Source organism: Geodermatophilus sp. SYSU D00766 (assembly GCF_054049915.1).
Genome location: NZ_JBJGYI010000066.1, coordinates 1 through 12,520 on the forward strand (window position 1 = coordinate 1; position 12,520 = coordinate 12,520).

The 12,520-nt window shown below is 76.7% G+C and carries 11 protein-coding genes and 1 pseudogene; 9 read left to right on the forward strand and 3 right to left on the reverse strand.

Annotated elements, in window-relative coordinates; translation table 11 throughout:
- Positions 1 to 514: pseudogene (locus ACI8AD_RS24185) on the forward strand (integrase core domain-containing protein); the annotation flags it as partial.
- Here the strand turns inward: ACI8AD_RS24185 and ACI8AD_RS24190 are convergent.
- A complete protein-coding gene (locus ACI8AD_RS24190; RefSeq protein WP_456873077.1) occupies positions 511 to 1,446 on the reverse strand; it encodes a DUF5926 family protein in 936 nt (311 codons plus the stop codon). The pseudogene ACI8AD_RS24185 and the gene ACI8AD_RS24190 overlap by 4 nt on opposite strands.
- Positions 1,447 to 1,499: 53 nt before the next feature.
- Between ACI8AD_RS24190 and ACI8AD_RS24195 the strand changes: the two genes are divergently transcribed.
- The 6 genes from ACI8AD_RS24195 (at position 1,500) to ACI8AD_RS24220 (ending at position 9,230) form a co-directional block, all read left to right on the forward strand.
- Positions 1,500 to 2,696 carry a cytochrome P450 gene (locus ACI8AD_RS24195; RefSeq protein WP_456873078.1) on the forward strand — a complete coding sequence of 399 codons (1,197 nt, stop codon included), beginning with the start codon at positions 1,500 to 1,502 and terminating at the stop codon, positions 2,694 to 2,696.
- Positions 2,696 to 3,346 (forward strand): DNA alkylation repair protein, encoded by a 651-nt coding sequence (locus tag ACI8AD_RS24200; protein ID WP_456873079.1) that lies wholly within the window; start codon positions 2,696 to 2,698, stop codon positions 3,344 to 3,346. Before ACI8AD_RS24195 ends, ACI8AD_RS24200 begins: the two co-directional genes overlap by 1 nt.
- Positions 3,343 to 4,629 (forward strand): hypothetical protein, encoded by a 1,287-nt coding sequence (locus tag ACI8AD_RS24205; RefSeq protein ID WP_456873080.1) that lies wholly within the window; start codon positions 3,343 to 3,345, stop codon positions 4,627 to 4,629. Before ACI8AD_RS24200 ends, ACI8AD_RS24205 begins: the two co-directional genes overlap by 4 nt.
- Before the next feature lie 49 nt (positions 4,630 to 4,678).
- Positions 4,679 to 6,295 (forward strand): long-chain fatty acid--CoA ligase, encoded by a 1,617-nt coding sequence (locus tag ACI8AD_RS24210; protein WP_456873081.1) that lies wholly within the window; start codon positions 4,679 to 4,681, stop codon positions 6,293 to 6,295.
- An 89-nt stretch (positions 6,296 to 6,384) separates the two neighbouring features.
- Positions 6,385 to 8,001, forward strand: coding sequence for a long-chain fatty acid--CoA ligase (locus tag ACI8AD_RS24215; RefSeq protein WP_456873082.1), 1,617 nt, complete (start codon positions 6,385 to 6,387; stop codon positions 7,999 to 8,001).
- A 113-nt stretch (positions 8,002 to 8,114) separates the two neighbouring features.
- Entirely contained in the window at positions 8,115 to 9,230 is a 1,116-nt protein-coding gene (locus tag ACI8AD_RS24220; protein ID WP_456873083.1) for a glycoside hydrolase family 6 protein, read from the forward strand.
- A gap of 3 nt (positions 9,231 to 9,233) precedes the next feature.
- Here the strand turns inward: ACI8AD_RS24220 and ACI8AD_RS24225 are convergent, their stop codons facing one another.
- Positions 9,234 to 9,563 carry a rhodanese-like domain-containing protein gene (locus ACI8AD_RS24225; RefSeq protein ID WP_456873087.1) on the reverse strand — a complete coding sequence of 110 codons (330 nt, stop codon included), beginning with the start codon at positions 9,561 to 9,563 and terminating at the stop codon, positions 9,234 to 9,236.
- Between the two features lie 70 nt (positions 9,564 to 9,633).
- Here ACI8AD_RS24225 and ACI8AD_RS24230 point away from each other — a divergent pair, with 70 nt between their 5' ends.
- Together ACI8AD_RS24230 and ACI8AD_RS24235 are read left to right on the forward strand one after the other, a co-directional pair.
- A complete protein-coding gene (locus tag ACI8AD_RS24230; protein WP_456873084.1) occupies positions 9,634 to 10,149 on the forward strand; it encodes a PH domain-containing protein in 516 nt (171 codons plus the stop codon).
- The gene (locus ACI8AD_RS24235) at positions 10,146 to 11,687 is read left to right on the forward strand and encodes a PH domain-containing protein (protein ID WP_456873085.1); all 1,542 of its coding nucleotides are present in this window, start codon (positions 10,146 to 10,148) and stop codon (positions 11,685 to 11,687) included. The genes ACI8AD_RS24230 and ACI8AD_RS24235 overlap by 4 nt, the downstream gene beginning before the upstream one ends.
- 107 nt (positions 11,688 to 11,794) lie before the next feature.
- Here the strand turns inward: ACI8AD_RS24235 and ACI8AD_RS24240 are convergent, their stop codons facing one another.
- The gene (locus ACI8AD_RS24240; protein ID WP_456873086.1) at positions 11,795 to 12,442 is read right to left on the reverse strand and encodes a response regulator; all 648 of its coding nucleotides are present in this window, start codon (positions 12,440 to 12,442) and stop codon (positions 11,795 to 11,797) included.
- Between the last annotated feature and the right edge of the window lie 78 nt (positions 12,443 to 12,520).

Sequence of the window (12,520 nt, forward strand, 5' to 3'; positions counted from 1 at the left end):
AGGCCGGCAAGGCCAACCGGCACCACGATGGCGGCCGCGCCCGCAACCGCTACCGCAATCCGCTGATGGGCCACGGCTTCATCCACGTCGTCCTCGACGACCACTCCCGCACCGCCTACGCCGAGATCACGAGGACGAGACCGGTCCCACCGCCGCCGCCGTGCTGCACCGGGCGGTGGCCTGGTTCGCCGCCCGCGGCGTGACCGCCCGCCGGGTGCTCACCGACAACGGCGGCTGCTACCGCAGCCGCGACTGGGCCAGCGCCTGCGCCGAGTTGAGCATCACGGCCAAGCACACCCGGCCCTACCGGCCGCAAACCAACGGCAAGGTCGAACGGTTCAACCGCACCATGACCAGCGAATGGGCCTTCGCCCAGCTGTTCACCAGCGAGGCCGACCGCCGCGCGGCCTTTCCTGGTTGGCTGCACGCCTACAACCACCACCGGCCCCACACCGGCATCGGCGGCCATCCACCTATCAGCCGCCTGACCAACCTCCCCGGTCAGTACAACTAGCGGAGCGTGACCTGGCGGGAGAGCAGGCCGGCGCGGGCGCGGCGCTCGTCGGCGGTCAGCGAGCCGGTCGCGGCCAGCGCCTCCTCCAGCCGGGTGCCGAACTCCGCGGCCGGGCCGTTCCACTCCTGCGCCGGGGTGTCGGCGGGCAGGTCCCACACCGGCACGACCAGTCCGTGCGCGCGGAAGGCGCCGGCGTAGCGGGTCCCCTCGCCCAGCAGCAGCTGCTCGGCCGCCGAGAGCCGGGCCAGCGCGTCGAGCAGCGGCTCCTCCGCCTCGGGCCGCACCCACCGCAGGTGCGCCCGCTCGCTGCCCGGGCGCACCCAGTAGGCAGCGCCCAGCCCCTCGAGCCGCTCGGTGGGCAGCACCGCCTCGTTGGCCTGCTGCAGGCCGGCCCGGGCGGCGGGGCCGGCGTCGGTGCCCTCCAGCCAGAAGCCGAAGTCCTCGTGCACGGTCACCTCCAGCGGCGCGGACGGGTCGAGCAGCTCCTGCAGCCGCGGGCCGGCCGAGCCGGCCGCACCGATCGGCCCCGGGTCGACCGGCGCACCGGCCGGGGCCTCCAGCGCGGCGGCCAGAGCGGTGCCGATGTCGCGGCTGACGTCGTCGGAGGAGGCCGGCAGCTGGACGCCGAGCAGGATCTCGCCGTTGGTGCGCACCAGCGCGGGCGCGCCGCCGGGCAGCACGCTGGCCAGGGTGACCTCGCGGCCGTCGGTCGTCGTCAGCGGCGCGGTGGCGGCGGGCACCAGCTCGCGCAGCGCCACCCAGTCCGGCTCGCCGGGCAGGCCCTCGAACGGGCGGGTCACCGGCGGTGCGTAGCCCGAGCCGTGGCAGTGCTTGTACCGGCGGCCGGACCCGCAGGGGCAGGGGGCCTTGGGGTTGACCCCCTCCTCGGTGCGGGCGGGCGCGGGACGGCGGCGGGTCGCGGATCGAGCCATGCGGCCAGGGTATGTGGGGCCGAGTGGCGCCCCGCGCCGCCTAGGGTGCCGCCGTGACCCCGCTCGACCTCACCGACCCGGCCATCGTCGCCGACCCCTACCCCGCCTTCGCCGCCGCCCGGGCGGTCGCGCCGGTGCAGTGGCACGAGGGGCTGGGGCTGTGGCTGGCGTTCAGCCACGCCGAGAGCAACGCCGTCCTGCGCGACCGCCGGCTGGGCCGGATCTGGCGGGACCGCACGCCGGAGGAGCGCTTCGGGTCGTTCAACCTGATCCACCGCAACGCCCTGCTGGAGATGGAGCCGCCCGAGCACACCCGGCTGCGGCGGCTGGTCAGCGCCGCCTTCGCGCGGGGGCACGTCGAGCGGCTGCGGCCGTGGGTGCAGGAGCTGGCCGACTCCCTCGTCGACGGGCTGGTCGAGCGCTCCGGCGGCGCGGCGGAGGTCGACGTCCTGTCGGGGATGGCCGAGGAGCTCCCCGTCGCGGTCATCGCCGAGCTGCTCGGCGTCCCGGAGGCGGACCGGCCGCTGCTGCGGCCGTGGTCCAACGCGATCGTGAAGATGTACGAGTACGGCCGCACCGAGGACGTCGAGGACGCCGCCGAGCGCGCCGCCGCCGAGTTCGTCGGCTACCTGCGCGGGCTGGCCGCCGAGCGGCGCCGGAGCCCGGGCGAGGACCTGCTCACCCACCTGGTCACCGTCCGCGACTCCGACGGCGACCGGCTGACCGAGGACGAGCTGGTCACCACCTGCATCCTGCTGCTCAACGCCGGCCACGAGGCGACGGTCAACGTCAGTGGCAACGGTCTGCTGGCCCTCCTCGAGCACCGCGACCAGCTCGACCGGCTGCGCGCCGACCCGGCCCTGCTGCCCACGGCGATCGAGGAGCTCATGCGCTTCGACTCGCCGCTGCAGCTGTTCGAGCGCACCGCCACCGAGGACGTCGAGGTCGGCGGCGTGACCGTGCGCCGGGGGCAGAAGGTCGCCGCGCTGCTCGGCGCGGCCAACCGCGACCCCGCCGTCTTCGCCGCGCCCGACACCCTCGACGTCGGCCGCGCCGAGAACCCGCACATCTCCTTCGGCGCGGGCGTGCACTTCTGCATCGGGGCACCGCTGGCCCGGGTGGAGCTGCAGGCCTCCTTCGGCGCGCTGCTGGCCCGCACGAGCGACCTGCAGCTGGCCCGGCCGGTGCGGCGGCGTCCGGAGTTCGTCATCCGCGGCCTGGCCGAGCTGCCCGTCGTCCTGACCCGGTAGTGGCCGGCGTCCCGGAGGTGCTCGGCCGGCTGCGGGCGCTGGCCGACCCGGCGCGGCTGCCGGGGATGGCCCGCTCCGGCATCGGCGGCGCCGACGTCCTCGGGGTCACCGTCGCGGAGCTGCGCGCGCTGGCCCGGGAGCTGGGCCGCGACCACGCGCTGGCCGCGGGGCTGTGGGACTCCGGCGTCCACGAGGCGCGGATCCTCGCGAGCATGGTCGAGGAGCCGGCGGCAGTGGACGGGCGGCAGCTCGACGCGTGGGCGGCCGGCCTCGACTCGTGGGACCTGTGCGACCAGGTGTGCCAGAACCTGGTCCGGCGCACGCCGCTGGCCTGGGCGAAGGCGCTGGAGTGGAGCGCGCGGCCCGAGCCGTTCGTCAAGCGCGCCGGCTTCGCCGTCATGGCCGGGCTCGCGGTGGGCGACAAGGGAGCCGACGACGACCGGTTCGAGCCGTTCCTGCGCGCGGTCGCCGAGCGGGCCGACGACGACCGGCCGGTGGTCCGGAAGGGGGCGAGCTGGGCGCTGCGGCAGGTGGGCAAGCGCAGCCCGGGCCTGCACGCCCGCGCCGTCGAGACCGCCTCGGGACTGCGGTCGGGCGGTACCGGCGCCCGCTGGGTCGCCGCCGACGTGCTGCGGGAGCTGCAGTGGTGACGGCGCGACGGGACGCGGAACTGGCCGTGCTCGTCCGCGACGCCGGGCCCGGGCTGCTGCGCACCGCCGTCCTGCTCACCGGCGGCCGGCAGGCCGGCGAGGACCTCGCGCGGGCGGCCCTGGTCGACGCCCTCGGCCGGTGGCGGCCGGTCGCCGACCCGGCCGCCGCGGCCCGGCGGGCGCTCGTCGACCTCGCCCTCGGCCGGCGCCGCGGCCCGGCGGACGGGCAGGTGGTGGCCGAGGTCCCCGGCCCGCTCGCGGACCCCCGCGCCGAGGAGCTGCGGACGGCGCTGCTGCGGCTCGAGCCGGCGGTGCGCGCGGCCCTGGTGCTGCGGCACGCCGACGGCCTGGGGGAGGCGGAGGTCGCGCGGCTGGTGCGGAGCCCGGCGGACGCGGTGCGCGACGACCTCGCCGGGGGCAGGGCCGCCCTCGGCGCGTCCGGGGAGGACGGCGGCTCCGGCCTGAGCGCCCGGCTCCACGACCTGGCCGACGAGCTGACCTGGCCGGAGTCCGCCGTCTCGCCCGACGCGGTCGCCGACGGGTACCGGCGGCGGCGCCGCACCCACGCCGCCACCGTGGTCGGCGGGGCGCTGCTGGCCGCGGTCCTGGCCGCCGGGGTGCCCGCCGCCGTCCGGTCGGTGACCGCCGGCCCCAGCGAGCGCGAGGGCCCGGTCGCGGACCGGACGGTCCCGCCGGAGGACGGGCCGGTCGTCCCGCCCCGCCTGGAGGCCGCCGTCCTCACGCTGGCCGCGCCGCTCACCCTCACCTCCCCGGCCGAGTGGGACCGGTGGCTGCCCGCAGGGAGGCCGGCCCGGGACGTCGAGGGCTCCTGCCCGCCGCTGGCCGAGCCGCTGACGGCGCGGCTCGGGGTGCCGATGGGCTACGGCGGCGGCGCGCTGCCGCGGGGCCCGGTGGGCTGCACGTGGGTGCCCGAGCCCCGGTCGCTGTCCGAGGGCGGTCCCTACGACGACGCCCAGCTGGTCGGCGTCGGTTTCGTCGCGGACGAGGACGGGACGGCGATCGAGCGGCTGCGGACCGAGGTCCTGCCCGCGGCCGCGCACCGCGACACTCCCTGCCTGGCGGCCGACGTGCCCGGCGGTGGGGCGCTGATCGGCTGCACCGGCCCCGGCGGGAGCACCGCGACGCCACTGGTGCTCGCCGTCCCCGACGCCCGCGGGGCCGGGGTGTGGGTCCTGTCGGCGGCCGCCCAGCACGAGGCCCCGCGGTCGTCGGCGGAGGTGCTGGCCGCGCTGGTGGAGACGCTGCGCCCGGTGTACGGCTGACCGTCCGCCGCTCCTGGAACGTGACCGGCGTCACTGGCACGATGTGCACGTGCGCGGCCTCATGCAGGACACCCCGCTGACCGTCGACGCGGTCTTCCGCCACGCCGAGCGGCACTTCGGCGACCAGACGCTGGTCACGAACGGCCCGGCCGGCGTCCGGCGCACCACCTACGCCGAGTGGGCCGGGCGCACCCGCCGGCTGGGCGGGGTCCTCGACGCCCTCGGGGTCACCGCCGACGGGCGGGTCGGCACCTTCGCGTGGAACTCCAGCCGCCACATGGAGCTCTACTTCGCCGCCCCCTGCACCGGCCGCGTGCTGCACACGCTCAACATCCGGCTCTTCCCCGAGCAGCTGACCTACATCGCCAACCACGCCGAGGACGAGGTCGTCTTCGTCGACCGCACGCTGCTGCCGCTGCTGTGGCCGCTGGTCGACACGATGAAGACCGTGCACCACGTCGTCGTCATGGACGACGGCGGCGACGCCGAGATCCCCGACGACCCCCGCGTGCACGACTACGAGACGCTGCTCGCCGAGGCCGACCCCGTCGAGTTCGCCGTCCGCGACGAGTGGCAGGCGGCCTCGATGTGCTACACGAGCGGCACCACCGGCAACCCCAAGGGCGTCGTCTACTCCCACCGCTCGACGTACCTGCACACGATGGCCGTGCTCGGCGGCAACGCGCTGGGGCTCTCCGAGCACGACGTCGCGCTGGCGATCGTGCCGATGTTCCACGCCAACGCCTGGGGCCTGCCCTACGCCGCACCGGCCGCGGGGGCGGGCCTGGTCTTCCCCGGGCCGCTGATGCAGCCCGAGGCGCTGGTCGACCTGCTGGTGGCCGAGGGCGTCACCGTCACCGCCGGGGTGCCCACCATCTGGCAGGGCGCGCTGCCGCACCTGGCCGGCCGCGAGCACCGGCTGCGGCTGATCACCTGCGGCGGCTCCGCGGTGCCCCGGGCGCTGTCGGAGGCCTACCGCGAGCAGGTGGGGCTGCCCCTGCTGCAGGGCTGGGGCATGACCGAGACCTCCCCGGTCGCCTCCCTGGCCGTGGTGCCGCGCCGGTTCGCCGACGCCGACGAGGACACGAAGGCGACGCAGCGGGCCCGCGCCGGCGTCCCGGTGTTCGGCGTCGAGGCGCGCATCGTCGAGCCCGCCACCGGCGAGGAGCTGCCGTGGGACGACGCGGCGACCGGCGAGCTGCAGGTCCGCGGCCCGTGGTGCGCCGCGGAGTACCACGACCCCGATCCCGGCGTGGTGCTGTCGACCCCCGACGGCTGGATGCGCACCGGCGACGTCGCCGCGATCGACGCGTTCGGCTCGATCCGGATCGCCGACCGCACCAAGGACCTCATCAAGTCCGGTGGGGAGTGGATCAGCTCGGTCGACCTGGAGAACGCGATCATGAGCCACCCGGCGGTCGCGGAGGCCGCCGTCGTCGGGGTGCCGCACCCCAAGTGGGACGAGCGGCCGCTGGCCTGCGTGGTGCTGCGGCCGGGCGCCGCGCTGACCGCCGAGGAGCTCGTCGAGCACCTGCGGCCGCTGGTGGCGCGGTGGTGGCTGCCGGACGCCGTCGAGTTCATCGACGAGGTGCCCAAGACCAGCGTCGGCAAGTTCAGCAAGAAGGACCTGCGCAGCCGCTTCGCCGACTACCGGCTCCCGTCCTGACCCGCTGACGCCGACCGGGGCGGACGGCACCGTCCGCACCGGGGCGGCCGCGTGTGGAACGTGAGCGGCGTCACTGGCACGATGCGGCCATGCGCGGGCTCATGCAGCACTTCCCCCTCACCGTCGACGCGATCTTCCGGCACGTCGAGCAGCACTACGGCGACGGGACGATCGCGACCAACAGCCCCACCGGGGTCACGAAGGTGACCTACGCGGAGTGGGCCGAGCGCACCCGCCGGCTCGGCGGCGTCCTCGACACCCTGGGGATCAGCGCCGACGGCCGGGTGGGCACCTTCGGCTGGAACAGCCAGCGGCACCTGGAGCTGTACTTCGCCGCGCCGTCCACCGGGCGCGTGCTGCACACGCTCAACATCCGGCTCTTCCCCGAGCAGCTGACCTACATCGCCAACCACGCCGAGGACGAGGTCGTCTTCGTCGACCGCACCGTGCTGCCGCTGTTCTGGCCGCTGGTCGACACGATGAAGACCGTCCGGCACGTGGTGGTCATGGACGACGGCGGGGACAACGAGATCCCCGACGACCCCCGCGTCGCCGACTACGAGACCCTGCTGGCCGAGGCCTCCCCGGTCGAGTTCCACGTCGAGGACGAGGACAGCGCGGCCTCGATGTGCTACACGAGCGGCACCACCGGCAACCCCAAGGGCGTCGTCTACTCCCACCGCTCGACGTTCCTGCACACCATGGGCGTGCTGATGCCCAACGCCTTCGGCCTGGGTATCCGCGACGTCGCCATGCCGGTCGTGCCGATGTTCCACGCCAACGCCTGGGGCATCGCGCAGGCCGCCCCGGCCGCGGGCGCCTCGCTGGTCATGCCCGGCCCGATGATGCAGCCCGAGGCGCTGGCGAAGCTGATCGTCGACGAGGGCGTCACCTTCACCGCCGGCGTCCCGACCATCTGGCAGGGCGTGCTGCCGTACCTGGCCGGCAAGCCGCACAAGCTGCGCGACATCGGCTGCGGCGGCTCGGCGGTGCCCAAGGCGCTGTCGGAGGCCTACCGCGAGCAGGTGGGCCTGCCGATCCTGCAGGCCTGGGGGATGACCGAGACCCACCCGGTCGCCTCCTCGGGGATCCTGCCGCCCCGCTTCGACGACCTCGACGACGCGGGCAAGGCCGACCAGCGCGCCCGCGCCGGCATCCCGTTCCTCGGCGTGGAGGCGCGGATCGTCGACGCCGACACCCTCGAGCCGCAGCCCTGGGACGACGAGGCCACCGGCGAGCTGCAGGTCCGCGGCCCCTGGTGCGCGCAGGACTACTACAACCCCGACGCCGGCGTCGTGCTGACCACCGAGGACGGCTGGATGCGCACCGGCGACGTCGCGGCGATGGACGCGTTCGGCTCGATCCGGATCGCCGACCGCACCAAGGACCTCATCAAGTCCGGTGGGGAGTGGATCAGCTCGGTCGACCTGGAGAACGCGATCATGAGCCACCCGAAGGTGAAGGAGGCCGCGGTCGTCGGCATCCCGCACCCGAAGTGGGACGAGCGGCCGCTGGCCTGCGTCGTCCTCCGGGAGGGCGAGGAGGCGACCGAGGAGGAGATCCTCGAGCACCTCAAGCCGCTGGTGGCCAAGTGGTGGATGCCCGACGCCGTCGAGTTCATCGACGAGGTGCCCAAGACCAGCGTCGGCAAGTTCTCCAAGAAGGACCTGCGCAGCCGGTTCGCCGAGTACCCCGTCAAGGGCTGACCGCCGGGGCCCGCCCCGCGCGGGCGGGCCCCGTCCGTTCCACCCGTGGGGCGGGTGTGACGCGCGATCCGATCGCCGGTGACCTCTAGCGATCGGCCAACTACGGTGCGCACGTGACTTCCGCGCCCGTGCCGTCCTCCTCCCCCGGCAGGCACCGGGCGGGCCGGGTCCGCCGCCGGTCCTGGGCCGGCGGCCTGGCGGCCGCCGGGCTCGCCGCCGCGCTGGCCGTGCCGGGGCTGACGACCGCCGGGTCCCCGCCGGCCGCCCCGTCGGCCGCCGAGGTGGCCGCACAGCCGGCCCTCGAGCAGGCCCGCGACGTCCGGCGCGCGCCGTCGGCACGCCCCGCGCCGCACTCGCCGGCGCCCGGCACGACGGCGCCTCCGACCGCCGCCGCTCCGGCCGGCGGGACGACGACCGCCCCGGCACCCACCACCGCCGCGGCCCGGCCCGGCCGCAGCGCCGCGGACACCGCCGCCCTCACCGAGCTGGCGGGCGTGCCGACGGCGACCTGGCTGGGCGCGTGGAGCGGGGACGTCACCGCCACCGTCCGGCAGGAGGTCGCCGCCGCCCGCGCCGCCGGCGCCGTGCCGGTCCTCGTCACCTACAACGTGCCCGGCCGGGACTGCGGCGGGTACTCCGCCGGCGGCGCGGGCTCGTCCGCGGCCTACCTGGACTGGGTGCGCGCGGTGGTCGCCGGCATCGGGACGGCGCAGGCGGTGGTCGTCGTCGAGCCCGACGCCCTGGCGCAGCAGTGCGGCGACACGGCGGAGCGGACGCAGCTGCTGCGGACCGCCGTCGGGTTGCTGGAGGCCAACCCCGGCACCCACACCTACCTCGACGCCGGCAACCCGACCTGGGTCGACGCCGCCACGATGGCCGGGCGGCTGCGCGCCGCCGGGGCCACCGGTGCCGACGGGTTCGCCCTCAACGTCTCCAACTTCGAGACCACCGCGAGCAACCTGGCCTACGGCCGGCAGGTGTCGTCGCTGCTCGACGGGGCGCACTTCGTCGTGGACACCAGCCGCAACGGCAACGGCCCGGGCACCGACTGGTGCAACCCCCCGGGCCGGGCGCTGGGCGAGCGCCCCACCGCGGCCACCGGGCAGGACCGGGTCGACGCCTACCTGTGGGTTAAGCGGGCCGGCGAGTCCGACGGCGAGTGCAACGGCGGGCCGCCGGCGGGGACGTTCTGGGACTCCTACGCGATCGGGCTGGTCCGCGGGGCGTAGCGCTCAGCGCACGAACGGCGGCTGGCCGGTCTCGCTCACCATGGGCCGGCCGGCCGCCTCCCAGCCGCCCATGCCGTCGCCGACGTTCACCGCGTCGTAGCCGTTGTGGTTGAGCCAGGCGGCCACCCGCGCCGACCGGCCGCCGCTGCGGCAGACGACGTAGAGCGGGTCGCCCTCGGGGACCTCGTCGAGCCGGGCGGGGACCTCGCCCATCGGGATGTGCGTCGCGCTCTCGACGTGGCCGGTCACCCACTCGCCGTCCTCGCGGACGTCGAGCACCACGGCGTCCTCGGGCACCTCGGCGGCGGGCACGGTCGGGACCTGCTGCGGCATCACGCCCCCCACTGTCCCAGGTCCGGCTCGTGCGGGGCCGCGCCGCGTCCCGGCTGCGAGGATGGACGTGATGACCGCTCCCCCCGCGCCCCCGGTCCACGAGCCGGCCTGGCCGCTGTCGCGCTCGGCGATCTGGCTCTGGGTGACCGAGGGCGTGATCGGGACCCTCGTCTACGGCGTGCTCGTCGGCGTCGGCGTGCTCCTCGTGCCCGCGTCGGTGGGCGGCCCGGTGCCCGTGCTGCGGTGGCTGCTGCCGGTGCTGGTCGCCGTGTACGCGGTGGTGGCGATCGGCGTCCGGCCGTGGATCCGGTACCGGGTGCACCGGTGGGAGGTCACCGCGGAGACGGTGCACACCCTCACCGGCTGGCTGACCCGCACCTGGACGCTGGTGCCGGTCGCCCGCATCCAGACCGTCGACGTCACCCGCGGCGTGCTGCAGCAGCTCTACGGCCTGGCCAGCGTCGCGGTGCTCACCGCCTCGTCGCAGGGCACCGTGCGGGTGCCGCACCTGGAGGTCGCCGTCGCCGAGCGGGTCGCCGAGGACCTCGCCCGCCGGGCCGAGCAGGTGCGGGACGAGGCGACGTGACCGAACCCGCCCCACCGTCCCCGCCGCCGGCCGTCGCAGCCGTGCCGCCCGGCGACGGCGCCCCGGCCGGGGCCCGGCGCACCTCGCCGCTGGTCGTCCTGGTGCACACGGTGACGTTCAAGCAGGCCCGGCAGGTCGTGCCCGCCGCGATCCCGCTGGTGGCCGCGGTCGGGATCGACGGCGTCGGCGTCGTCGTCGCGCTGGTGGTGGCGGTGACGGCGCTGTCGCTGCTGTTCGCCGGGCTGACCTGGTGGCGCACCACCTACGCCGACACCCCGTCGGCGGTGGTGGTCACCCGCGGGCTGCTGGCGCGCTCGGTGCGCACCGTGCCCAACGACCGCATCCGCGGCGTCGAGGTCGAGGCACCGGCGCTGCACCGGCTGTTCGGGCTGGTGCGGGTCCGCATCGACGCCGCCGCGGGGACGCTGACCGGCAGCGACGAGGAGGTCGTCGTCGACGGCGTCCCGCGGGCCGAGGGCGACCGGCTGCGCGTCTCGGTGCTCACCCACCGCCGGGCGGCGCGGCCGGTGCCGGCCGGCGCCGACCCGTCCACGGCGGCGGAGGAGCCGGCCGAGGAGGAGCTGGCCCGCTTCGACCCGCGGTGGCTGCTCTACGCACCGCTGGTCGCCAGCTACCTCGCGGTGCCGCTGGCCGCGGTCGGCGCGCTGTCCCGGCTGCTGCAGGAGCTGCCCCGCGACCTGCGGCCCGACGTCACCGGCCCCGACCTCAGCGACGTCCGGGTCCTCGTCGTCGCCGCGGTCGCTGCGCTGGTGCTGCTCGCCGTCGGGGCGGTGCTCGGGGCGGCGGTGGTCAACTGGGGCTTCCGGCTGGTGCGCCGCGGCGGGTCGCTGAGCGCCGTCCGCGGCCTGGTGACCCGGCGGCACACCGAGCTGGAGGTCGACCGGATCCGCGGCGGCACGCTCGCCGAGGGGCTGGGCATGCGGCTGGTGCGGGCCGCCCGGGTCAACGCCCTGGTCACCGGGCTGGGCGCGGCCAGCCGGCGCGGGCAGCTGTTCCCGCTCGGGCCGCGCGCGGAGGCGGTCCGGCTGCTGGGCCTGCTCGTCGACGACCCCGGGCCACTGCGCGCGCACCCGCCGGCCGCCCGGCGCCGTGCGGTGGTCCGGGCGATGCTGGCCGGCCTCGCGGTCGCCGCGGCCGGCGCGGCGCTGCAGGCGGCCACCGGCTTCTGGGGGCTGCTCGCCCTCGGCGTCGTCCTGACCGTGCTCGGCGTGCCGCTGGGCCTGGGCCGCTACGCCGCGCTCGGCCACGCGGCCGGCCCGCGCTCGTTCAGCGTGCGCAGCGGGCTGCTGGTGCGCGAGCAGGCGGTGCTGCAGCGGCGGGCCGTCGTCGGCTGGCAGGTGCGCCAGACGTTCTTCCAGCGCCGCGCCGGCCTGGCCACCGTGGTGGCCTGCGTCGGGGCGGGCACCGGCGGCTACGCCGCGGTGGACATGGCCGCCGCCGACGTCGCCGCCTTCACCGCCGCCGCCTCCGGTCCCTGGGCCACCGCGCCCGGTCGCGGGGACGGCCCCGCCGGCTGACCCGCCGCGCTGGCCCCTCGGGGCCAGTTCACCGAGACGGCCGCGTGTCGATCACGCGCCCGGGTAGCCCGGGCGGGATGCCGACAGCGCAGCGGCACGTCCGCCGCTCAGCTCCTCCCGCCGGTCCCCGAGCCGAGACCGACGCGGCCGGCGAGTGCGGCCGCCTCCACCCGGGTGGCCACCCCGAGACTGCGCAGCAGCGCGGCGACCAGCCGCTTGGCGGTGCGCTCGGAGACGTGCAGCGTCGTGGCGATGTCGACGGTGCTCGTGCCGTCGGCGACCAGCCGCCACAGCCGGCGCTCGTCGCTGGTCAGCCGGTCGGCGACGGTCTGCTCGCCGGTCGGGGCGGCGTCGTCGAGCAGCTGGCGCAGCAGCGGCTCGGGCACCACCGACCAGCCGTCGAGCACCGCCAGCAGCGGACGGACCAGGCGCTCGGGGTCGGCGGACTTGGGCAGGAAGCCGGCCGCGCCGGCGCGCAGCGCCTCCAGGGCGGCGTCGGCCTCGGCCAGCCCCGACAGCGCCACGACGCGCACCACCGGGTCGGCCCGGCGGATGGCGGCGATCGCCCGCACCCCTCCCGGTGGCGGCATGTGCAGGTCGACGACGGCGACGTCGGCGTGGTGCCGGCGGACCAGCGCCGCGGCCGCGGAGGCGTCGTCGGTGGTCGCCACGACGCGCACCCGCCCCTCGCTCACCCCCGGCAGGAGCAGCGACAGGCCCCGGCTGAACAGCGGGGGGGGGGGGGCGCCCGCCACGTCCACGCGCTCGGTACGCCCAGGCCCCGCGTCGGGCCCCACGACCCTCCTCAACGCCCCCCCGCCGCCCGGGCCCGG